Below are 22,658 nucleotides of genomic sequence, written 5' to 3' on the forward strand. Positions count from 1 at the left end.
CACGACGAATGGTCCGCGCAATCCCCGTCAACAATTACTGCCATATCAAGAATAAAATCTCGGAAAAAACTGCTTTCCGGGTATTCCTCTCAATTTTTTTCGACTGCTTGCCATCCTCATCCCCCGCGGTTAGGGTTGAAGGCATGAAAACCTCTCACACCCTCATTCAGCTTCGCCAGCACCGCAGCCTGTGCCTCGTCAGCGCACGACTGCCGGGCTGAATCGCTGCGCCTCGTCCCACGCTTTTCCAAGAACGTTCGTTCCACCGGCAGGCCGCCTCTTTTCGGCCCAGACAACAAGGAATTTCCCGATGAGCATGCTCAAAGATCCGTCTTCGAAATACCGCGCGTTTCCAGTGATCAATCTGCCGGACCGCACCTGGCCGTCGAAAACCATCGATGCAGCGCCAATCTGGTGCAGCTCCGACCTGCGTGACGGCAACCAGTCACTGATTGAGCCGATGGACGCGGTGAAAAAGCTGCGTTTCTGGAAAACCCTGGTGCAAGTGGGCGTGAAGGAAATCGAAGCCTCGTTCCCGGCCGCTTCGCAAACCGACTTCGACTTCGTGCGTACCCTGATCGAAGACGGCCACATCCCGGACGACACCACTATTCAAGTGCTGACCCAGGGCCGTGAAGACCTGATCGAGCGCACCTTCGAATCCCTGCGCGGGGCGAAGAAAGCCATCGTTCACCTGTACAACGCCACCTCCCCTTCTTTCCGTCGCATCGTCTTCAACCAGGACAAGGACGGGATCAAGGCCATCGCCGTCAACGCTGCCAAGCTGTTCGTCAAATACGCGGCCATGCAGCCGGACACCGAGTGGACCTTCGAATACTCGCCGGAAACCTTCAGCGCCACCGAGCTGGAATTCGCCAAGGAAGTCTGTGACGCGGTGATCGAGGTCTGGAACCCGACGCCTGAGCGCAAGATCATCCTCAACCTGCCGGCCACTGTTGAATGCGCGACGCCGAACGTCTACGCCGACCAGATCGAGTGGTTCCACCGCAACATCAACCGTCGTGACAGCGTGATCATCAGCCTGCACACCCACAACGACCGAGGCACCGGCGTGGCCGCCACCGAGCTGGGCCTGATGGCCGGCGCCGACCGCGTCGAAGGCTGCCTGTTCGGCAACGGCGAGCGTACCGGCAACGTCGACCTCGTGACTGTGGCACTGAACATGTACACCCAGGGTCTCGACCCGCAACTGGACTTCTCCGACATCGACGGCGTGCGCAAAGTCGTCGAAGAGTGCAACCAGATCCAGGTTCACCCACGTCACCCGTATGTCGGCGACCTGGTGCACACCGCCTTCTCCGGCTCCCACCAGGATGCGATCCGCAAGGGTTTCGCCCAGCAGAAATCCGACGCACTGTGGGAAGTACCGTACCTGCCGATCGACCCGGCCGACATCGGTCGCAGCTACGAGGCGGTGATCCGCGTCAACAGCCAGTCGGGCAAGGGCGGCATCGCCTACCTGCTGGAGCAGGAATACGGCATCAGCCTGCCACGTCGCATGCAGATCGAATTCAGCCAGGTCGTGCAGCGTGAAACCGATCGCCTGGGCCTGGAGATGACCGCGCAGCAAATCCACGCACTGCTGCACAGCGAATACCTGCAAGCCAACACCCCGTACGCATTGGTCAGCCATCGCCTGCAGGAAGAAAACGGCAACAGCGCCGTCGAAGTGGAAGTGGCGAGCAAGGGTCAGGGCGAAACCAACCTGCACTGGCGCGGCAAGGGCAACGGCGCGCTGGAAGCGCTGGTGGCCGGTCTGCCGATTCCGGTGGAGATCATGGACTACAACGAACACGCCATCGGTGCGGGCACCAACGCCAAGGCGGCGGCCTACATCGAACTGCGTGTGAACGGCGAACGTGCGGTGCACGGCGTGGGCATCGATGAAAACATCACCACTGCCAGCTTCAAGGCCCTGTTCAGCGCGCTGAACCGCTCGCTGAGCCAGCCGGAAGCGAAAGCGGCGTAACTGACCGCTGCAATGCAAAAGGCCCCGGAGTGCGAACTCCGGGGCCTTTTTTTGCCTGCCATTTTAGTGCTGTCTGTAATGACCCTTCGCGGGCAAGCCCGCTCCCACAGGGTTTTCTGGTGTACATGACATTGAGTGCACACCGGTCTCTGTGGGAGCGGGCTTGCCCGCGATGGGGCCCGTACAAACTACGCAAAAACTCAGGTGAATTCGAAGGTATCCGCGTCCAGATTCGCCGGGAACCGCTCGCGGTAAGCAGCCAGCGCAGCCGCTTCCAGAACCACCTTGAAGACTCCGTCAGCCTCTCCGGCCGCGAGCAAAGTCTCACCCTGGAAATCCAGCACCTGACTGTCGCCGGTATACGCGAAACCCTTGCCATCGGTGCCGACGCGGTTGACCGCCGCCACATAACACAGGTTTTCAATCGCCCGGGCCGGCAGCAAGCGGTTCCAGTGCTGACGCCGCGCACCCGGCCAGTTGGCGGTGTACAACAGCAGATCGGTGTCCTGAGCGTCGCGGCTCCACACCGGGAAGCGCAAGTCGTAGCAGATCAGCGGCCGCACCCGCCAGCCCTTGAGCTCGAACTGCACCTGGCGTTCGCCGGGTGTGTAGTGGTTGTGCTCGCCGGCCATGCGGAACAGGTGACGCTTGTCGTAATGCAGCACTTCGCCGTCCGGCCGCGCCCACAGCAAGCGGTTGCGGTGGCTGCCGTCAGCGGCCTGGATGATCACGCTGCCCGTGACGACCGCGTTCAGCTTCGCCGCCTGGGCCCGCAGCCATTTGCTGGTCGGGCCGTTTTCGGCTTCGGCCAGGGTTTCGGATTCCATGGAAAATCCGGTGGTGAACATCTCCGGCAGGATGATCAGATCCGCACCACGCGCCTGCTCCAGCAAAGCGTCGAAATGTTCGAGATTGGCCTGACGGTCATGCCAGGCCAGGCTGGTCTGGATCAGCGACAGATTGAGATCGGGCAACGCACTCAGATCACGCATAGTTTGGCCGCCGCGTCCCGCAGCGTCTCCTCACGTTTGGCAAAGCACAGGCGCACCAGGCGCTGGCCTTCGGGTGGATTCTGGTAGAACACCGACACCGGAATGCTCGCCACGCCGTGCTCGCGGGTCATCCACATCGCCATCTCGACATCGTTCAGGTCGGGGCGAATCTGCGAGTAATCGACCAGCTGGAAATAGGTGCCGGTGACCCGGGTGAAACTGAATCGCGACGGCGCCAGCAGATCACAGAACAGATCGCGCTTGGCCTGATAGAAACCCGGCAGTTCTTCGACGTGTTCCGGATGCTCGGCCATGTAATCGGCCAAAGCGAACTGCAATGGCGTCACACCGCAGAAACTGACGTATTGATGCACCTTGCGCAGCTCCGCCGTCAGGGCCGGTGGCGCCACGACGTAGCCGGTTTTCCAGCCGGTGACGTGATAGGTCTTGCCGAACGAGCTGACCACGAAGGCGCGCTGATACAGCTCTTCATGGGCCAGCACGCTGACGTGAGGCACGCCGTCGAACACCAGGTGTTCGTAGACTTCGTCGCTGATCACGTAGATGTCGCGGTCGCGAATCAACGCCGCCAACTGATCCAGCTCGGCACGACTGATCAATGCACCGCTCGGGTTATGCGGGGTATTGAGGATAATCATCCGCGTGCGCGGGCTCAGGGCTGCGCTGAGTTTGTCGAAGTCGATGGAGAAATCTTTCAGGCCCAACTGCACATGCACGCAGCGCCCACCGGCCAGCTCTACTGCTGGCTCGTAGCTGTCGTAGGCTGGGTCGAACACGATGACTTCGTCGCCGCTGTGGATAACCGCCTGGATCGCACAAAAGATTGCTTGGGTCGCACCCGGTGTGACGGTCACTTCGGTATCGGCATCTACGTTGGCGCCGTAACTGCGGGCGATTTTCGCCGCGATCTGCTGGCGCAGCGCCGGCAGGCCGGTCATGGGCGAATACTGGTTATGGCCGCTGGCGATGTGTCGACCAACCGCGTCGCGCAGTGCCTGCGGGCCGTCAAAATCGGGAAAACCCTGGGAAAGGTTGATCGCTCCGGTCTGCGCCGCGAGCTGAGACATCTGCGTGAAAATAGTGATGCCGACATTCGGCAGCTTGCTGGTGATCATCGGGGTTCCCTGCTCTGCCCCGGCTCTGACGACGGCGCGGGAGAGCCCGAGGATAGCCCATCCGGCGCCCATAAAAAAAGGGCGCCAAACGGCGCCCCTTCTCTCTGTTCGCAACGACCTTACTTCTTGTCGCGGCGCTTCTTGCTGGCTTTCTTGTTGTGCGACATCAAACGACGCTTCTTGTTGACCTGGCGGTCGGTCAGCGTGTTCTTGTTGCCTTCGTACGGGTTCTCGCCGCCCTTGAACTCGATACGGATCGGCGTGCCGACCAGTTTGAGTACACGGCGGTAAGTGTTTTCCAGATAGCGCACGTATGAGTTCGGCACCTTCTCGATCTGGTTGCCGTGGATCACGATCAGTGGCGGGTTCGCGCCACCGAGGTGAGCGTAGCGCAACTTGATTCGACGACCGTTGACCATCGGCGGCTGGTGCTCGCTGACTGCGTCTTCGAGGATCTGGGTCAGGCGGCTGGTCGGCCAGCGGGTGACCGCTGACTTGAACGAGTTCTGCACCGAACCGTAGAGATTACCCACGCCTGTACCGTGCAGCGCCGAGATGAAGTGGATGTCGGCGAAGTCGACGAAGAACAACCGGCGCTCCAGCTCAGTCTTCACATAGTCGCGCTCGCCTGGTGTCATGCCATCCCACTTGTTGAGAGCAATGACCATCGCACGCCCCGACTCAAGAGCGAAGCCCAGCAGGTTGAGGTCGTGATCGACCACCCCTTCGCGGGCATCCATCACGAAGATCACCACGTTGGCGTCTTTGATGGCCTGCAGGGTTTTGACCACGGAAAACTTTTCGACTTCTTCGTGGATCTTGCCGCGTTTGCGCACACCGGCAGTATCGATCAGCGTGTACTTCTCTTCATTGCGTTCGAAGGGAATATAGATGCTGTCACGAGTGGTACCCGGCTGATCGTAAACGATCACCCGCTCTTCGCCGAGCATGCGGTTGACCAGTGTCGATTTGCCGACGTTGGGACGACCGATGATGGCGATCTTGATGCCATCCTTCTCGCTCGGACCAGGAATGCGCTTGGCTTCCTCGCCTTCGGCAACTTCTTCCTGTTCTTCGCCTTCCTGCGGCTCTTCTGCATCCTTCGGGAACTCGCTCAAGGCGATTTCCAGCAGATTGCTGATGCCACGGCCATGGGCGCCGGCGATCGGAATCGCATCGCCCATGCCCATCGGAGCGAATTCGGCGCGGGCCATTTCCGGATCGATGTTGTCGACCTTGTTGGCCACCACGAACGAACGCTTGTTACGCTTGCGCAAGTGCTCGCCGATCATCTGGTCTGCTGCAGTGAAACCGGCCTTGGCATCTACCAGGAACAGAACGACATCCGCTTCTTCGATGGCCAGCAGCGACTGCTCGGCCATTTTTTCGTCCATACCATGCTCGTCACCGGAGATACCGCCGGTGTCGATCAGAATGTAGGAACGCCCTTGCCACTTGGCCTCACCGTACTGGCGATCACGGGTCAGACCGGACAAGTCGCCGACGATGGCGTCGCGAGTCCTGGTCAGGCGGTTGAACAAGGTGGACTTGCCGACGTTCGGTCGGCCCACCAGGGCGATTACGGGAACCATGCGGCTCTCCACTTCGTTATTTCAGAAAATACAAAAGCCGCTGCGAGGCAGCGGCTGGTGCTCGGGGCAACACCCGTGGGTGCTGCAAACCCTGCAGAAGCAGGGCCGCCTGGGGAATTAACCCCAAGCATAGTCAAACCATTACTTGATGGTCAGGGCTTCCAGTTTGCCGCTGTTGCCATACACATAAATCGTGTCACCCACCACCAGCGGACGGGCACGCAGGCCGTCGCTGTCGATGCGCTCGCGGCCGACGAAACGACCGTCCACCTGACTCAGCAGGTGCAGGTAACCTTCCAGGTCACCGACTGCAACGTAGCTGGAGAACACTTCCGGCGCAGACAGTTGACGACGGGCCAGCGAGTCGTTGCTCCACAGTGCTGTGGTGGAACGCTCGTCGACGCCTTCAACGGTGCCCGACGACAGGCTTACGTAGACGTTGCCGAAGCCCTGGGCAACACCGGCGTAGCTCGACGCGTCGCGCTGCCAGAGTTGACGGCCGCTTTCCAGATCCAGTGCCGCAACGCGACCCTGATAGCTGGCAACGTACAGGGTGCCGCCGGACAGCAGCAGACCACCGTCGATGTCGACCACGCGCTCCAGTTCCGAACGACCTTGTGGAATCGCGATCCGCTGTTCCCAGACCGGCACGCCGTTGGAAATGTCGAGAGCGACCACCTTACCGGTCGACAGGCCAGCCACCGCGAGACGGTTGGTGACGATCGGTGCGCTGGTGCCGCGCAGGGTCAGGACGGCCGGAGTGCTGTCATACACCCAGCGCTGGTTGCCGGTGGACGCGTCCAGACCGATCAGACGATCGTCCTGGGTCTGTACCACCACCACGTCACCGTTGTTGGCCGGTGGCGCGAGGACTTCGCTGTTGACGCGCGAGCGCCACTTCTCTTCACCGTTGATGGCGTCGAGGGCAACGACTTCACCGCGCAGGGTGCCGACCATGACCAGACCGTAACCCACGCCAACGGCGCCGGACACAGGCAGTTCGAGGTCTTTCTTCCATTTCACGTCGCCGTTGCCGCGATCCAGGCCCATCACGATACCGGTCACGTCGGCTGCGTAGATGGTGTCACCGTCGATCGCCGGCACCAGCATGTTGTACGTTTCGCCCTGACCGTCACCGATCGAGCGGCTCCACTGCTTGTGCAGGACCACTTCTTCTTTGAAGTCGGTCAGCTCGGCCGGTGGCAGTTCTTTTTTGCTGTTGCTGCTGCAACCCGCGGCCAGAATGGCCAGAGCCAGCAATGCTGCATGCTTCCAACGGATCACGTCACGCATCCCCTTTGGCCAGGTCGTCCAGCTTGATTTGAAGGCCACCGACCGCCGCTTCATCCGACAGTGCCGCCTTGGCTTTTTGATACGCCGCGTTCGCTTCGTCGGTACGGCCCAGCTGTACCAGCAGGTCGCCCTTGAGTTCTTCGCGAGTGGCCAGGAACGACTTGTCGGCATCGCCTTCGAGCAGTTTCAGGGCTTCGTCGGCCTTGTTCTGTGCGCCCAGTACCTGCGCCAGACGCTGACGGGCGATTTCGCCCAGCGCCGGGTTGGCCGGTTTGGCAACGATGGCCTTGAGTTCGGTCGCCGCGTCGTCCAGCTTGCCGCTGTCGACCGCAACCTTGGCCACGAACAGGCTGCCGTACTGCGCGTAGGCAGAACCGCCGAATTCGCTGTTGAGCTTGCCGGCCAGATCCGCAACGCGCGCGGCGTCAGGCTTGCCGTCCGGGGTCAGCGTGGTTTCCAGCAATTGCTGATAGAGCACCGAGGCGCCTTGCGACTGGTTGCTCTGATACTTGTGATATGCCTGCCAGCCGAACACGATGACCAGCGCCAACAGGCCGCCGGTGACCAGAGGTTTGCCGTTGCGTGTCCACCAGTCCTTCAAATCCGCCAACTGTTCGTCTTCGGTACTCGACACCCCAATACTCCTTAATCGCTAAATCGGCTGTTTAGACAGCTTCAACCCTGCACGACGCAGGTGGCCAGGTGTGCAGCGAGCGCATCCCAGGCAATGCTTTGTTGTTCGCCCTGGCCACGCAGGGGTTTGAAACCTACCACTTGCTGGGCCATTTCGTCGTCACCGAGGATCAGTGCGTACAGCGCACCGCTCTTGTCGGCTTTCTTGAACTGGCTCTTGAAGCTGCCGGCGCCGGCATTGACTTGCAGGCGCAGGTTGGGCAGTTGGTCGCGTACAAGCTCGGCCAGGGCCAGACCGGCCAGCTCTGCTTCTTCGCCGAAGGCGCAGAGATAGACGTCGACCTGACGGGAGATTTCTTCCGGGATCTGCTCCAGGGTTTCCAGCAGCAGCACCAGACGCTCGATGCCCATGGCGAAACCGACGCCCGGGGTCGGCTTGCCGCCCATCTGCTCGACCAGACCGTCATAGCGCCCACCCGCGCAGACGGTGCCCTGGGCGCCGAGCTTGTCGGTGACCCATTCGAATACGGTTTTGCTGTAGTAATCCAGACCACGCACCAGCTTCGGGTTGAGCACGTAAGGAATGCCGACGGCATCCAGACGGGCCTTCAGACCTTCGAAGTGGGCACGGGATTCGTCATCCAGGTAGTCGGCCATCTTCGGCGCATCGACCAGCACGGCTTGCGTGTCGGCGTTCTTGGTGTCGAGCACGCGCAGCGGGTTGGTTTTCAAGCGACGCTGGCTGTCTTCGTCCAGTTTGTCGTGGTGCGCCGAGAGGTACTCGACCAGCGCTTCACGATAACGGCCGCGGGACTCGCTGGTGCCGAGGCTGTTGAGTTCGAGCTTGACCGCATCGCGGATGCCCAGCTCGCCCCACAGGCGCCAGGTCAGCACGATCAGCTCGGCGTCGATGTCCGGACCGTCGAGGTTGAATACCTCCAGACCGATCTGGTGGAACTGGCGATAACGGCCTTTCTGCGGACGCTCGTGACGGAACATCGGGCCGATGTACCAGAGCTTCTGCACCTGGCCACCGCCAGTGATGCCATGCTCGAGCACCGCACGCACGCACGCGGCCGTACCTTCCGGACGCAGGGTCAGGGAGTCGCCATTGCGGTCTTCGAAGGTGTACATCTCTTTTTCGACGATGTCGGTCACTTCACCGATCGAGCGTTTGAACAGCTCGGTGAACTCGACGATCGGCATGCGGATCTGCTTGTAACCGTAGTTATCCAGCAAACGCGAAACAGTGCCTTCGAAGTAACGCCATACCGGCGTCTGTTCCGGCAGGATGTCGTTCATGCCACGAATGGCTTGCAGAGACTTGCTCACAGAAATTCCTTAATTCGTTCGATCAGCCGCGCGCGATAACCGCTGCGTCAGCTTCGACCTTCTCGGCCGCTTTCTCGCGGATCAGCTTTTCCAGCTCGTCCACCAGATTGTCATTCGTCAGTTTCTGCGACGGCTTGCCGTCGATGTAAATCAGGTTCGGCGTGCCGCCGGTCAAGCCGATATGGGCTTCCTTGGCTTCGCCGGGGCCGTTGACCACGCAACCGATCACCGCGACATCCAGCGGCACCAGCAGGTCTTCAAGGCGCCCTTCCAGCTCGTTCATGGTCTTGACCACATCGAAGTTCTGCCGCGAGCAGCTCGGGCAGGCGATGAAGTTGATGCCACGGGAACGCAGATGCAAAGACTTGAGAATGTCGTAACCGACCTTCACTTCCTCGACCGGGTCGGCCGCCAGCGAGATGCGGATAGTATCGCCAATCCCCTCGGCGAGCAGCATACCTAGGCCCACGGCGGATTTCACTGTACCGGAGCGCAATCCACCGGCTTCGGTGATGCCCAGGTGCAGCGGCTGGACGATTTCCTTGGCCAGCAGACGGTAGGCTTCAACGGCCATGAACACGTCGGAAGCCTTCACGCTGACCTTGAAGTCCTGGAAATTCAGGCGTTCGAGGTGTTCGACGTGACGCAGGGCGGACTCGACGAGCGCAGCTGGCGTCGGCTCGCCGTATTTCTTTTGCAGGTCTTTTTCCAGCGAGCCGGCGTTGACGCCGATGCGGATCGGGATCCCGCGATCACGGGCGGCATCGACCACCGCACGCACGCGGTCTTCGCGACCGATGTTGCCCGGGTTGATGCGCAGGCAGTCGACACCCAGCTCGGCCACGCGCAGCGCGATCTTGTAGTCGAAGTGGATGTCGGCAACCAACGGCACCTTGACCAGTTGCTTGATCTTGCCGAACGCCTCGGCGGCGTCCATGTCCGGCACCGAAACGCGGACGATGTCGACGCCGGCCGCTTCCAGACGGTTGATCTGCGCGACGGTGGCAGCGACGTCATTAGTGTCGCTGTTGGTCATGCTCTGCACAGCGATAGGGGCATCGCCGCCCACGGGCACGTTACCGACCCAGATCTTGCGCGATTCGCGACGTTTGATTGGAGATTCGCCGTGCATGACTTATTGACCCAACTTCAGGCGAGCGGTCTCGCCACTGGTGAACGGAGCGACATCGACCGGCTGGCCGTTGTAGCTGACCTGCGCGCCACGGGCAACGCCCAGACGCACGGCAAACGGGGGCTTGCCGACGACAGACAGGCTGTCGCCCTTGCGCTTGAGGCCGCTGTAAAGAACCTTGCCGCTGCCATCGGTCACTTGAGTCCAGCAATCGGCGATGAACTGCACCTGAACCTGGCCTTGACCAGCAACCGGAGCAACGGGCGCTGTCGGCGCGGGTGCAGCGACGACCGGGGCTGCCGGGGCAGTGACGGTCGGTGCAGGCGTGGCCGGGGCGGCAGGCGCGGGAGTTGCTGGAGCAGCTACCACAGGCGCTGGCGTATGAGCCGGTGCAGCCGGAGTAGCGGCTGGCGCAGCGGGTGCCGGAGCAACGGGTGCGGTGGCTGGTGCTGCGGCCTCGGTCTCGGCACCGGTCGATTCAGCCGTGGATTCCGATTGAGGCAGCGCCAGAGCGGTCGAGCCCTCGGCTTCGCCTTCCGCGACGGCCTGGTCTTCCGGCTCGTCCAGCGGATGAATCTGGGTGGTGCCATCAGCGCCTTCGACTTCGACGTGCTCCGGCGCCAGGCCGATCAGGTCCTTGGTACGCAGCGAGGTCTGATCCTGCCACCAGACGAAACCGCCGCCGATGACCGCAATCAGCAGCAACAGACTGACGATACGCAAAATGGTGTGGGAAACCCGCACTGGCTCTTCGATACGGCCCAAGGCGTGAACGTTGCTGCCCTGGGAATCGGTGCCGGTGGACTGGTCGAATTGCTGGACCAGAACGGTCTGGTCCATGCCGAGCAATTTGGCGTAGGCGCGAATGTAGCCGCGAGCGAAAGTATGCCCCGGCAACTTGTCGAATGCGCCGGCTTCAAGATTGCTCAGGGAAGTCACGGTGAGGTTGAGCTTGAGGGCCACTTCGGCCAGCGACCAGCCATTGCTTTCGCGGGCCTGGCGCAGGGTCTCACCGGGGTTAACGCGATTCGCTGCTACAACTTCGGGATGCGCCGCTTTCATCATTGCTCCGACAGGTATTGCTGATATTCCGGCGTACCGGGATAGAGTCGTTTTAATTGCAGGCCCGCACTGGCGGCCTTGTCGCGATCTTCAAATACTTTTGCCAACCGAACGGCGAGCAACAGACTACGTGCATTTTGCTCGGAGAGCTGGCTGAAACGGTCGTAATAGTCACGCGCGGGCACATAATGCCTGTCTTCGAATGACAACTCAGCCATTTCCAGCAAAGCCCGTGGCTGCTGGCGGTTCAAACGCAGCGCTTTTTCCAGCTGCTGCTGCGCCAGATCACGCTGCCCGAGCTTCGCCGCCGTCATGCCGAGGTTCTCGAACACTCGCGAACGCTCAGGATACAGGGTATCGGCGGCCGCCTGTTCAAAACGCTCGTAGGCTTCCTTGTAACGCTGTTCTTCGTAAAGAAAACTGCCGTAGTTGTTGAGGATGCGCGCATCGGCGGGACGGGAGGACAAGGCTTTGCGGAAGTGTTCGTCAGCCAGTTTTGGTTCCATTTCGGCCTGGAATACCAGCCCCAGCGCGGCATTGGCGTCGGGATCCGAACCGTCCAGCTCCAGTGCTTTCTTCAGTGGAACCTTGGCCCGCTCGGTCATGCCCTGCTGCAAGTATCCCAGCCCCAGCTGCACGTAAGCAGCCCGCGCTTCGTCACGGCCCTTGCTGGTCTTCATCGGGTTGTAATCGCCCGACAGGACACAGCCAGCACACAGGCTGGCCAACAGCAACAGCAGCGCAAAGCGCAGGGACATAGAGATCCTCTCTTAGTTAGTGTTCGCGGCGTTCTGTGCCAGATCGCTGTCGGCGCTCAACTCACGCACGGCGATGTAACGTTCGCTGCGACGGGTGCGATCCAGCACCTGCCCTACCAATTGACCACAAGCCGCGTCGATGTCTTCACCACGAGTGGTGCGCACGGTGACGTTGAAACCGGCCTGGTGAAGCTGATCCTGGAACCGGCGGATGGCGTTGTTGCTCGGCCGCTCGTACCCGGAATGCGGGAACGGGTTGAACGGGATCAGGTTGATCTTGCACGGAATGTTCTTCAGCAACTCGATCATTTCCACGGCATGCTCAAGCTTGTCGTTGACGTCCTTGAGCAAGGTGTACTCGATGGTCAGCACGCGCTTCTCGCCCAGTTCGGACATGTAGCGCTGGCACGACTCGAGCAGCATCTTAAGCGGATATTTCTTGTTGATCGGCACCAATTGGTTACGCAATGCGTCATTCGGTGCGTGCAGGGACAACGCCAGGGATACGTCGATGTGCTTGGCCAGCTCATCGATCATCGGCACCACACCCGACGTGGACAGGGTCACGCGGCGCTTGGAGATCCCGTAGCCCAGGTCATCCATCATCAGATGCATGGCGGCCACGACGTTGTCGAAGTTCAGCAGCGGTTCGCCCATGCCCATCATCACCACGTTGGTGATGGCGCGGTCGATGGTAGCCGGAACACTGCCAAAGGATTTGTTGGCAATCCACACCTGGCCGATGACTTCGGCGGCGGTGAGGTTGCTGTTGAAGCCTTGCTTGCCAGTGGAGCAGAAACTGCAGTCCAGGGCACAGCCTGCCTGGGACGAAACGCACAGAGTGCCGCGTTTGCCCTGAGGGATGTAAACGGTCTCGACGCAGCTGCCGGACGCCACGCGCACCACCCACTTGCGGGTGCCGTCACTGGAAATGTCCTCGCTGACCACTTCGGGACCACGGACCTCAGCAACAGCCTTGAGCTTTTCGCGCAAGGCCTTGCTGACGTTCGTCATGGCGTCGAAATCATCGACGCCAAAGTGGTGAATCCATTTCATTACCTGACCGGCACGGAAACGCTTCTCCCCGATTGAGTCGAAGAATTTTTCCATTTCCGGCTGGGTCAGACCCAGCAGGTTGGTTTTAACAGTCGATGTAGTCATGGATTCACCTTCACTCTTTAAGCCAATGCTTAGCGAGTGGTTACTTCAGTAGCTGCGAAGAAGTACGAGATTTCACGAGCAGCAGCGGCTTCGGAGTCCGAACCGTGTACAGCGTTGGCGTCGATGGAATCAGCGAAGTCAGCACGGATGGTGCCGGCAGCAGCTTCTTTAGGGTTGGTAGCGCCCATCAGCTCACGGTTCAGAGCGATAGCGTTTTCGCCTTCCAGAACCTGAACAACAACAGGACCGGAGATCATGAAGGCAACCAGGTCGCCGAAGAAACCACGAGCGCTGTGCTCAGCGTAGAAGCCTTCGGCTTCGGCTTTGGACAGTTGCTTCAGTTTCGAAGCTACAACGCGCAGGCCGGCTTTTTCGAAACGAGTAGTGATCTCGCCGATCACGTTTTTAGCAACGGCGTCAGGCTTGATGATGGAGAAAGTACGTTGAACAGCCATGGTGTAACTCCAGAAACGGTAATTTGCGAAAAATTAAACCCGCGAATTATACGCGGGTTCTTGGGTATTGCCTAACCTGCGAGGACGATCAGTCTACTTCTTCGATCCAGAGAGCCTGAACCGCTTCCAGCACCTTCTCGCCAACACGGCCAGAGGTGTTATCAAAGTCGGGAAGTTCCATGATCCATCGCTGCAAATCGACGAAATTGACAGAAAGCGGATCGACATCCGGCTTGGCTTCGGCCAGCTCTTCTGCAATACGTTGAACATCATTCCAACCGTAGCTCATGACAGTCTTACCAGTCAGTGCGGCGCTTCGGCCGCATGGTTAAGCGAATATTTCGGAATTTCGACGGTGATGTCTTCTTCACCGACGATCGCCTGACAAGCCAGGCGCGACTGGGCTTCCAGACCCCAGGCACGATCAAGGAAATCTTCCTCCAACTCGTCAGCTTCTTCCAGCGAGTCGAAACCCTCGCGGATGATGCAGTGACAAGTGGTGCAGGCGCAGACGCCGCCGCAGGCGCTTTCCATCTCGATGTGGTGTTCGTGAGCCAGTTCGAGGATCGACGTGCCAGGCGCAGCGTCGACAACCATGCCTTCAGGGCAGAACTTCTCGTGGGGCAGAAAAATGACCTGCGGCATCAGATATCCTCGATTTCATTCAGATTGCGCCCGGACAGAGCGGCTTTCACCGTCTGATCCATACGACGGGCAGCAAAAGCATCGGTCACTTGCGACAGACGCTTGGTCTGCTGCTCGATGGCGTAACCATCGGTGCCTTTCATCAGTTCGGTCAGTTCCTGCACCTGCAGATCGATGACCATGCGCTCTTCGGCGTCAAGCAAACGCTCGCCATCCGCCTCAAGAGCGCCCTGCACCGCTTCGATCAGGCGCTGGGCATCGACTTGCTGCTCGCGAAGAACGCGGGCGACTTTGTCGTCGTTGGCATGCTGGAACGAATCTTTCAGCATCCTGGCGATTTCGCCATCGGTCAGACCATAGGACGGCTTGACCTGGATGCTGGCTTCAACGCCCGAACCCAATTCTCGGGCAGAAACGCTGAGCAGACCGTCGGCATCGACCTGGAAGGTCACGCGAATTTTCGCCGCACCGGCCACCATCGCCGGGATGCCGCGCAATTCGAAGCGAGCCAGGGAGCGGCAATCGCTGATCAGCTCGCGCTCGCCCTGCAACACGTGGATCGCCATGGCCGACTGGCCGTCTTTATAAGTGGTGAAGTCCTGGGCGCGAGCGACCGGGATGGTGGTGTTACGCGGAATCACCTTCTCCATCAGGCCGCCCATGGTTTCCAGCCCAAGGGACAGCGGGATCACGTCGAGCAGCAGCAGTTCGCCGCCATCGCGCTTGTTGCCGGCCAGCGTATCGGCCTGAATCGCGGCACCGATGGCCACCACTTGATCCGGGTCGATTTCGGTCAGCGGCTGACGACCGAAGGCTTCGGCGACGGCTTCGCGAACACGTGGAACGCGGGTCGAACCACCGACCATGACCACGGCGTGCACGTCTTCCAGCTCGACGCCGGAATCGCGGACGGCGCGGCGGCAGGCTTTCAGGCTGCGAGCAATCATTGGTTCGATCAGCGCATCGAAGGCTTCGCGGGTCAGCTGCGCCTTCCAGTCGCCATAGGCAACTTCAACGCTGTCGGCATCCGTCAGAGCTTCTTTGGCGGCGCAGGCGGCCTGCAGAAGGCTGCGTTGTGCGCCCGGATCGAGGTCGGCGGACAAGCCAGCGTTCTCGATGATCCAGCCGGCAATCGCGTGATCGAAGTCATCGCCGCCCAGCGCGCTATCGCCGCCAGTGGCCAGGACTTCGAAGACACCGCCGGTCAGGCGCAGAATCGAAATATCGAATGTACCGCCACCCAGGTCGTAAATGGCGACCAGGCCTTCGGCATGCTGATCCAGACCGTATGCCACCGCTGCCGCGGTCGGCTCGTTGAGCAGACGCAGCACGTTCAGACCGGCGAGTTTCGCCGCGTCCTTGGTGGCCTGGCGCTGAGCATCGTCGAAATACGCCGGCACGGTGATCACCGCGCCCACCAGCTCACCGCCAAGGGTGGCTTCAGCGCGCTGACGCAATACTTTCAGGATATCGGCGGAGACTTCGACCGGGCTCTTCGGACCCTGCACGGTGTCGATGAACGGCATGTGCGATTCGCCACCGACAAAGCGGTACGGCAGCTGATCGCCCAGTTGCTTGACGTCGGACAGACCACGCCCCATCAGACGCTTCACCGACAGCACGGTATTCAGAGGATCGGAGGACGCAGCCAGTTTGGCTGACTCGCCGACTTCGACGCGATCGGCGTGATAACGCACGGCGGAAGGCAGGATGACCCGCCCTTCGGCGTCGGCCAGCGGCTCGGAAAGACCACTGCGCAACGCAGCGACCAGCGAATTGGTAGTACCCAAGTCGATCCCCACAGCCAGACGACGCTGGTGCGGTTGAGGACTTTGGCCGGGTTCGGCGATCTGCAGTAGGGCCATCGTGATCAGGACTTATCTGTATATCAGGCGTGCGACCGGAGCGGCACTGGGTTAATCGTCGAGGCGCTCTTCTAACTGGCGCACTTCGTAGGTGAGCTTGTCGAGGAACTGCATGCGCCGCATCAGGCGTTCGGCCTGCTCGCGTTGCGCTGCATCATCCCAACAGGCTGCGAAGCTTTCGTTGAGCGCTTCCTGGGCGGTTTTCAGGCGACGCTTGAAAGCCGCGACACCGTCCAGATCGGCACTGTCCTGCAGATCTTCGAGCTCTTCGCGCCATTGCATCTGCTGCAGAAGAAACTCGGGATCGTGGACGGTGACTTCCATCGGCACTTCATGCCCGCTGATGGTCAGCAGGTAGCGTGCACGCTGGGCCGGACTCTTGAGTGTCTGGTAGGCATCGTTGAGCCGCGCAGACTGTTCGAGCGCCGACCGCTGCTCGCGCTCGGAAGCATCGGCAAAGCGGTCAGGATGAACGCCGCGCGCCAGCTCGCGATAGCGCGTGGCCAACTGCTCGAGATCCAGACGAAAGCCCGGCTGCAGCTCGAATAAAGCGAAATGACAAGGAATACCCACGACAAGCCTCAGATGTTGAAGCTTTCGCCGCAGCCACATTCACCGCGTACGTTGGGGTTGTTGAACTTGAAGCCTTCGTTCAACCCTTCCTTGACGAAATCGAGCTCGGTGCCGTCGAGGTAGGCCAGGCTTTTCGGGTCGATAATCACTTTTTCGCCGTGACTCTCGAACACCTGATCTTCTGCAACCACCTCGTCGACAAACTCCAGCACGTAGGCAAGGCCGGAACAGCCCGTGGTGCGAACACCCAGACGAATCCCTTCACCCTTGCCGCGCCCGTCGAGGGAGCGCCGCACGTGTCGAGCAGCCGCTTCTGTCATGCTGATAGCCATCGTTGACTCCTTACTCGTCGCCAAATCTTGAAAGTCAGATCAAGCCTTTCTTCTGCTTGTAATCGCGAACGGCGGCCTTGATGGCGTCTTCAGCGAGAACCGAGCAGTGGATTTTCACTGGCGGCAGGGCCAGTTCTTCGGCCAGCTGAGTGTTCTTGATGGTTTCAGCTTCGTCCAGGGTCTTGCCCTTCATCCACTCGGTGGCGAGGGAGCTGGAGGCGATAGCCGAACCGCAGCCATAGGTCTTGAACTTGGCGTCTTCGATAACGCCCTGGTCGTTGACCTTGATTTGCAGACGCATCACGTCGCCGCACGCCGGAGCGCCGACCATGCCGGTACCGACATCCGGGTCTTCGGCATTCATCTTGCCGACGTTACGCGGGTTTTCGTAGTGGTCGATGACCTTTTCGCTGTAAGCCATGATTCTCAATCCTCACTCATCAGGGCCGCTCTTGAGACCCTGCAACTGCGCTGCGTAAACCGCCGCGTCGCTACAGGATCTGTATCCGGCGGCTTCTATATTTAGTGTGCCGCCCACTCGATCTTCGAGATATCGACGCCGTCTTTGTACATGTCCCACAGCGGCGACAGAGCGCGCAGCTTGGTAACGGCCTCGCAGACTTTCTGCGCGGCGTAGTCGATTTCTTCTTCGGTGGTGAAACGGCCGAAGGTGAAACGGATCGAGCTGTGTGCCAGTTCGTCGTTGCGGCCCAGGGCGCGCAGTACGTACGAAGGCTCAAGCGACGCCGAGGTGCAGGCCGAACCGGACGAAACCGCCAGATCCTTGAGCGCCATGATCAGCGACTCGCCTTCAACGTAGTTGAAGCTCAGGTTCAGGTTGTGCGGAACGCGGGCGGTCAGACTGCCGTTGACGTACAGCTCCTCCAGATGCTCGACCTGCTTGTAGAAGCGGTCGCTCAACGCCTTGATGCGGACGTTTTCGGCAGCCATGTCTTCCTTGGCCACACGGAACGCTTCGCCCATGCCGACGATCTGGTGAGTCGCCAGAGTGCCGGAACGCATGCCACGTTCGTGACCGCCGCCGTGCATGGTCGCTTCGATGCGCACACGCGGCTTGCGGCTGACGTACAGCGCACCAATGCCTTTAGGGCCGTAGGTCTTGTGGGCGGAGAACGACATCATGTCGACTTTCAGTTTCTGCAGGTCGATTTCGACCTTGCCGGTGGACTGAGCGGCGTCGACGTGGAACAGGATGCCCTTCGAACGAAGCAGCTCACCGATGGCGGCGATGTCGTTGACGGTGCCGATTTCGTTGTTCACGTGCATTACCGACACCAGGATGGTGTCTTCGCGCAGCGCGGCTTCGATCATGGCCGGGGTGATCAGGCCATCTTCGGTCGGATCGAGATAGGTGACTTCGAAACCTTCACGCTCAAGCTGGCGCATGGTGTCGAGGACAGCCTTGTGTTCGATCTTGGAGGTGACCAGGTGCTTGCCCTTGGAGGCGTAGAAATGTGCCGCGCCCTTGATTGCCAGGTTGTCGGACTCGGTGGCACCGGAGGTCCAGACGATTTCACGCGGATCGGCGTTGACCAGATCGGCCACCTGACGACGGGCGTTTTCGACGGACTCTTCGGCTTTCCAGCCGAACACGTGGGAACGGGATGCCGGGTTACCGAAGTTTCCGTCGACCAGCAGGCATTCACTCATTTTTTGCGCAACGCGCGGATCGACCGGGGTGGTCGCAGAGTAATCAAGGTAAATCGGCAATTTCATGGACTATCTCCTAAATCAGGCTGGCTGGCGTGCCGCTAGCTCTCTGGCTGTCATTCGACGGCGGACGCTTCAATCTTGTCCAGGCGCGGCGCCTTGCCATTGCAACGACGCTGATCCTGACGCTGGGCCACTTCCTGCACCTCACGGCGAGTTACGAGGTCGGCCAAGCTGATACCGCTGAGAAATTCGTGAATCTGCAGGCTCAGGTCGCACCACAGGTGATGGGTCAGGCAGGTGTCACCGGAGTGGCAATCGCCCTGGCCCTGGCATTTTGTTGCATCGACCGATTCGTTCACCGCATCGATCACCTGAGCCACCTGGATGCCCTGCATGTCGCGGGACAACTGGTAGCCACCGCCCGGACCGCGAACACTGGAAACCAGGTTACTGCGGCGCAGCTTGGCGAAAAGCTGTTCGAGATAGGACAGGGAGATGCCTTGGCGCTCGGAGATATCGGCCAGGGACACCGGCCCGTGTTGCGCGTGCAACGCCAGGTCAAGCATGGCGGTCACGGCGTATCGGCCTTTTGTAGTCAGTCGCATGGACAATTACCACGGAGTTCGGAATGGGCGGGAGTATGCAATTCCCGAGCATTTAAGTCAACTATAAGACCTAGTGCTTTAGTCGGGTTTACCCGCAAAAGAGCGCGCGAATGATAGCAGGGTCTGCGGCTTAATGGCACACCGGTCAGCAGCAGCCCTGCAAGTGCATCAGTGGAGCTTTGATTCGTCCTTGCCCTTGACGCAGGCGAAGTCTTCTTCACGCAGCTCGGGCAGATCTTTCGCACAGTAATTGCTGCCCAGATCCTTCAGCGCACCGCACATCCCTTCCAAACGCCCGTCCACCGCTTGCAGGTGATCGAGCAACTGGCCGATGGCACGCGCCACCGGGTCCGGCATGTCTTCGCTGACGCCATAGGCATCGAACCCGATCTTCTCGGCCATCGCCTTGCGCTTGGCGTCGGCCTCATCATCGGACTTGACGATGATCCGGCCCGGAATCCCCACCACGGTGGCGCCCGGAGGCACTTCCTTGGTGACGACAGCATTGGACCCGACCTTGGCGCCGGCACCCACAGTGAACGGACCGAGCACCTTCGCACCGGCCCCAACGACAACGCCGTCGCCGAGGGTCGGGTGACGCTTGCCCTTGTTCCAGCTGGTACCCCCCAGGGTCACACCCTGATAGATCGTCACGTCATCGCCGATTTCAGCGGTTTCGCCGATCACGATACCCATGCCATGGTCGATAAAGAAGCGCCGACCGACCTTGGCACCCGGATGAATCTCGATCCCGGTCAGCCAGCGACCGAAATTCGACACCAGCCGCGCCAGCCATTTCAGATCGTTGCGCCAGAGCATGCCGGCCAGTCGATGAATCCAGATTGCATGCATGCCGGGATAGCAGGTCAGGACTTCAAAAGCGTTACGCGCCGCCGGGTCTCGGTGGAATACGCTCTGGATATCTTCACGCAAACGCTCGAACATCATTAATCCTTCCGCTTAAGGAGCTCGCCACGGGCCGCTTTCTGGGTTTCCGTGAGGATGCCACGCAAAATATTCATTTCCGCCCGGCTGACCGAGCTGCGTCCGTACAACCGGCGCAGGCGCGCCATCAAGTGCCGCGGTTTTTCCGGATCGAGGAATTCGATGGCCACCAGAGTCTGTTCCAGGTGTTCATAGAACCGCTCCAGCTCATCCATGGTCGCCAGTTCGGCGCTTTTCACGGAGGCCACTTCTTCCTTCTCGATCTTGGTCGGCTGACCTTGCGCAGCCAGCCACGCCATGCGCACCTCATAACTCAACACCTGCACCGCCGCCCCGAGATTCAATGAGCTGAACTCAGGGTCGGAGGGGATGTGCACGTGATAGTGACATCGCTGCAGCTCGTCATTGGTCAGGCCGGAATCTTCACGACCGAACACCAGCGCGATTTCCGCGCCCTGCCCCGCCTCCTCGACCACTTTGGTCCCGCACTCGCGCGGGTCCAGCAATGGCCAGGGAATACGCCGGTCACGGGCACTGGTGCCGAGCACCAGATTGCAACCGATCAAGGCGTCTTCCAAGGTGGCGACGACTTGCGCATTTTCAAGGATGTCACCGGCACCGGAAGCACGGGCATCGGCTTCGTGATGCGGAAAGACGCGCGGATCAACCAGCACCAGCCGCGACAGGCCCATGTTTTTCATGGCGCGCGCGGTCCCGCCGATGTTTCCCGGATGGCTGGTATTGACCAGGACGACACGAATATTTTGCAGCACGGCGGGCGCTCTCGGACTCGGCAAAGGGGTGCAAATCTTACAGAACAGCCTACCGTTAAGCTATGAAAGCGAACAGCGACCTTCACCTGAAGAAAAGTTCTGATAGAATGCGCGGCTTTCTTTAACAACCTTAGGTGACACATCCATGCAGCCCATGCTGAATATCGCGCTGCGCGCCGCCCGCAGCGCCAGTGAACTGATCTTCCGCTCCATCGAGCGCCTGGATACCATCAAGGTCGACGAAAAAGACGCCAAGGATTACGTATCCGAGGTCGATCGCGCCGCCGAACAGAAAATCATCGACGCCCTGCGCAAGGCTTACCCGAATCACTCGATCATGGGTGAAGAGACCGGCCTGCACGCCGGCACCGGCATCGAAGGCGAAGAATACCTGTGGATCATCGATCCGCTGGACGGCACCACCAACTTCCTGCGCGGCATTCCTCACTTCGCTGTCAGCATTGCCTGCAAATACCGTGGTCGCCTGGAACACGCCGTTGTTCTGGATCCGGTTCGCCAGGAAGAATTCACCGCCAGCCGTGGTCGCGGCGCTCAACTGAACGGTCGTCGCCTGCGTGTCAGCGGTCGTACCAGCCTGGACGGCGCTCTGCTCGGTACCGGCTTCCCGTTCCGTGACGACCAGATGGACAACCTCGACAACTACCTGGGCATGTTCCGCGCCCTGGTTGGCCAGACTGCCGGCATCCGCCGCGCCGGTTCTGCGAGCCTGGACCTGGCTTACGTGGCCGCCGGCCGTTTCGACGCGTTCTGGGAGTCGGGCCTGTCCGAGTGGGACATGGCTGCTGGCGCCCTGCTGATTCAGGAAGCAGGCGGTCTGGTGAGCGACTTCACCGGCGGTCACGACTTCCTTGAAAAAGGCCACGTCGTTGCCGGCAACACCAAATGCTTCAAGGCCGTTCTGACGGCGATCCAGCCGCACCTGCCGGCCTCGCTGAAGCGCTAAGCGTTTCGCGAAACCAAAAAAAACACCCTTCGGGGTGTTTTTTTATGGGCATGAAAAAGCACCCCGAAGGGTGCTTTTCCTATAAGCCATCAACCAGTTACTGGCCCGGCTCGTTCTGCGACAGGATCAGCTTGCCTTCCTTGTCGACCGGAATCTGGTTGCCCGGATCACGATCCATCCGCACCTTGCCTTCCTTGCCGTCCAGCGAGTACCGGACGTCATAGCCCACAACCTTGTCGCTGATGTCATTCACCGTGTTACAGCGAGTCTGAGTCGTGGTGTAGGTATCACGCTCCTGCATACCCTCCTGAACCTTGTTACCGGCATAACCACCACCGACCGCACCGGCCACCGTGGCAATCTTCTTGCCGGTGCCGCCGCCGATCTGGTTACCCAGCAGACCACCCGCCAGCGCACCGACCACGGTGCCGGCGATCTGGTGTTGATCTTTCACCGGCGCCTGCCGGGTCACCGTCACATCCTTGCACACTTCACGTGGAGTCTTGATCTGTGTTTTGACCGGCTCGACGGCCAGTACCTGCGCATACTCAGGGCCGCTTTTCACCAGGCTGTAGGTGGCAACAGCACCCCCGGCAGTCACACCGACAGCACCCAATACCGCACCAACCAGCAACGACTTGTTCACATGAACCTCCTGACCATCACATGCGGGACGCGCCCGCGCTTCTCCCAGCCTTGGAGCAAAAAAAAAGACGCGAGTTCAACTCGCGTCTTTTTTGACTGAC

At 60.3% G+C, this 22,658-nt stretch carries 24 protein-coding genes; 2 read left to right on the plus strand and 22 right to left on the minus strand.

The genetic code is table 11. From position 1 onward, the window contains the following. The first annotated feature begins 310 nt into the window (after positions 1-310). Positions 311-1,990: a 2-isopropylmalate synthase gene (leuA, locus tag KJY40_RS24665; RefSeq protein ID WP_230733343.1), complete on the plus strand. Its 1,680-nt coding sequence runs from the start codon at positions 311-313 to the stop codon at positions 1,988-1,990. 200 nt (positions 1,991-2,190) lie between these two features. Here the strand turns inward: leuA and KJY40_RS24670 are convergent, their stop codons facing one another. The 21 genes from KJY40_RS24670 to trmJ all read right to left on the minus strand — a co-directional run bounded on the left by KJY40_RS24670 (position 2,191) and on the right by trmJ (position 20,948). After that, a complete protein-coding gene (locus tag KJY40_RS24670; protein ID WP_230733345.1) occupies positions 2,191-2,982 on the minus strand; it encodes an amidohydrolase in 792 nt (263 codons plus the stop codon). Beyond that, the gene (locus tag KJY40_RS24675; protein WP_230733347.1) at positions 2,970-4,118 is read right to left on the minus strand and encodes a pyridoxal phosphate-dependent aminotransferase; all 1,149 of its coding nucleotides are present in this window, start codon (positions 4,116-4,118) and stop codon (positions 2,970-2,972) included. The genes KJY40_RS24670 and KJY40_RS24675 overlap by 13 nt, the downstream gene beginning before the upstream one ends. A 119-nt stretch (positions 4,119-4,237) precedes the next feature. Beyond that, positions 4,238-5,710, minus strand: a complete 1,473-nt coding sequence (der, locus tag KJY40_RS24680; protein ID WP_230733349.1) for a ribosome biogenesis GTPase Der — start codon at positions 5,708-5,710, stop codon at positions 4,238-4,240. A 141-nt stretch (positions 5,711-5,851) separates the two neighbouring features. Next, a complete protein-coding gene (gene bamB / locus KJY40_RS24685) occupies positions 5,852-7,003 on the minus strand; it encodes an outer membrane protein assembly factor BamB (protein ID WP_039765728.1) in 1,152 nt (383 codons plus the stop codon). Further along, positions 6,996-7,637 (minus strand): tetratricopeptide repeat protein, encoded by a 642-nt coding sequence (locus KJY40_RS24690; protein WP_011335807.1) that lies wholly within the window; start codon positions 7,635-7,637, stop codon positions 6,996-6,998. The genes bamB and KJY40_RS24690 overlap by 8 nt, the downstream gene beginning before the upstream one ends. A 41-nt stretch (positions 7,638-7,678) precedes the next feature. Continuing rightward, positions 7,679-8,968, minus strand: a complete 1,290-nt coding sequence (gene hisS, locus KJY40_RS24695; RefSeq protein ID WP_230733351.1) for a histidine--tRNA ligase — start codon at positions 8,966-8,968, stop codon at positions 7,679-7,681. Positions 8,969-8,990: 22 nt separating this feature from the next. Beyond that, a complete protein-coding gene (gene ispG, locus KJY40_RS24700; RefSeq protein WP_007956680.1) occupies positions 8,991-10,100 on the minus strand; it encodes a flavodoxin-dependent (E)-4-hydroxy-3-methylbut-2-enyl-diphosphate synthase in 1,110 nt (369 codons plus the stop codon). Positions 10,101-10,103: 3 nt separating this feature from the next. Next, positions 10,104-11,162, minus strand: a complete 1,059-nt coding sequence (locus KJY40_RS24705) for a RodZ domain-containing protein (RefSeq protein WP_230733353.1) — start codon at positions 11,160-11,162, stop codon at positions 10,104-10,106. Then, a complete protein-coding gene (pilW, locus tag KJY40_RS24710; RefSeq protein ID WP_179693821.1) occupies positions 11,162-11,920 on the minus strand; it encodes a type IV pilus biogenesis/stability protein PilW in 759 nt (252 codons plus the stop codon). The genes KJY40_RS24705 and pilW overlap by 1 nt, the downstream gene beginning before the upstream one ends. 12 nt (positions 11,921-11,932) lie before the next feature. Further along, on the minus strand, positions 11,933-13,081 hold the full coding sequence (rlmN, locus tag KJY40_RS24715; RefSeq protein ID WP_007956683.1) for a 23S rRNA (adenine(2503)-C(2))-methyltransferase RlmN: 1,149 nt from the start codon (positions 13,079-13,081) through the stop codon (positions 11,933-11,935). Between the two features lie 29 nt (positions 13,082-13,110). Next, positions 13,111-13,536, minus strand: coding sequence for a nucleoside-diphosphate kinase (gene ndk / locus KJY40_RS24720; RefSeq protein WP_007916882.1), 426 nt, complete (start codon positions 13,534-13,536; stop codon positions 13,111-13,113). An 88-nt stretch (positions 13,537-13,624) separates the two neighbouring features. Then, positions 13,625-13,825 carry a Fe-S cluster assembly protein IscX gene (gene iscX, locus KJY40_RS24725; protein WP_027619659.1) on the minus strand — a complete coding sequence of 67 codons (201 nt, stop codon included), beginning with the start codon at positions 13,823-13,825 and terminating at the stop codon, positions 13,625-13,627. A gap of 14 nt (positions 13,826-13,839) precedes the next feature. Continuing rightward, complete coding sequence (fdx, locus tag KJY40_RS24730) at positions 13,840-14,181, minus strand: ISC system 2Fe-2S type ferredoxin (RefSeq protein WP_007956685.1); 342 nt, start codon at positions 14,179-14,181, stop codon at positions 13,840-13,842. Then, positions 14,181-16,046 carry a Fe-S protein assembly chaperone HscA gene (gene hscA / locus KJY40_RS24735; RefSeq protein WP_230733355.1) on the minus strand — a complete coding sequence of 622 codons (1,866 nt, stop codon included), beginning with the start codon at positions 16,044-16,046 and terminating at the stop codon, positions 14,181-14,183. The genes fdx and hscA overlap by 1 nt, the downstream gene beginning before the upstream one ends. Positions 16,047-16,097: 51 nt before the next feature. Continuing rightward, positions 16,098-16,619: a co-chaperone HscB gene (gene hscB / locus KJY40_RS24740; protein WP_115079111.1), complete on the minus strand. Its 522-nt coding sequence runs from the start codon at positions 16,617-16,619 to the stop codon at positions 16,098-16,100. An 8-nt stretch (positions 16,620-16,627) separates the two neighbouring features. Then, positions 16,628-16,951: an iron-sulfur cluster assembly protein IscA gene (gene iscA, locus KJY40_RS24745; protein WP_003227904.1), complete on the minus strand. Its 324-nt coding sequence runs from the start codon at positions 16,949-16,951 to the stop codon at positions 16,628-16,630. Between the two features lie 34 nt (positions 16,952-16,985). Next, a complete protein-coding gene (gene iscU / locus KJY40_RS24750; RefSeq protein WP_003227907.1) occupies positions 16,986-17,372 on the minus strand; it encodes a Fe-S cluster assembly scaffold IscU in 387 nt (128 codons plus the stop codon). Positions 17,373-17,473: 101 nt separating this feature from the next. After that, the gene (locus tag KJY40_RS24755; RefSeq protein WP_230733357.1) at positions 17,474-18,688 is read right to left on the minus strand and encodes an IscS subfamily cysteine desulfurase; all 1,215 of its coding nucleotides are present in this window, start codon (positions 18,686-18,688) and stop codon (positions 17,474-17,476) included. A gap of 50 nt (positions 18,689-18,738) precedes the next feature. Next, positions 18,739-19,230: a Fe-S cluster assembly transcriptional regulator IscR gene (gene iscR, locus KJY40_RS24760; protein ID WP_007956690.1), complete on the minus strand. Its 492-nt coding sequence runs from the start codon at positions 19,228-19,230 to the stop codon at positions 18,739-18,741. 168 nt (positions 19,231-19,398) lie between these two features. After that, entirely contained in the window at positions 19,399-20,175 is a 777-nt protein-coding gene (gene cysE, locus KJY40_RS24765; protein WP_007956691.1) for a serine O-acetyltransferase, read from the minus strand. A 2-nt stretch (positions 20,176-20,177) separates the two neighbouring features. Next, complete coding sequence (gene trmJ, locus KJY40_RS24770; RefSeq protein ID WP_230733360.1) at positions 20,178-20,948, minus strand: tRNA (cytosine(32)/uridine(32)-2'-O)-methyltransferase TrmJ; 771 nt, start codon at positions 20,946-20,948, stop codon at positions 20,178-20,180. Between the two features lie 145 nt (positions 20,949-21,093). Here trmJ and suhB point away from each other — a divergent pair, with 145 nt between their 5' ends. Continuing rightward, positions 21,094-21,912, plus strand: a complete 819-nt coding sequence (gene suhB / locus KJY40_RS24775) for a type III secretion system regulator SuhB (protein WP_007941397.1) — start codon at positions 21,094-21,096, stop codon at positions 21,910-21,912. Positions 21,913-22,009: 97 nt separating this feature from the next. Here suhB and KJY40_RS24780 read toward each other — a convergent pair whose 3' ends face one another. Continuing rightward, a complete protein-coding gene (locus KJY40_RS24780) occupies positions 22,010-22,558 on the minus strand; it encodes a glycine zipper 2TM domain-containing protein (protein ID WP_007956693.1) in 549 nt (182 codons plus the stop codon). Positions 22,559-22,658 lie beyond the last annotated feature (100 nt).

Source organism: Pseudomonas fitomaticsae (assembly GCF_021018765.1).
GTDB classification, from domain to species: domain Bacteria; phylum Pseudomonadota; class Gammaproteobacteria; order Pseudomonadales; family Pseudomonadaceae; genus Aquipseudomonas; species Aquipseudomonas fitomaticsae.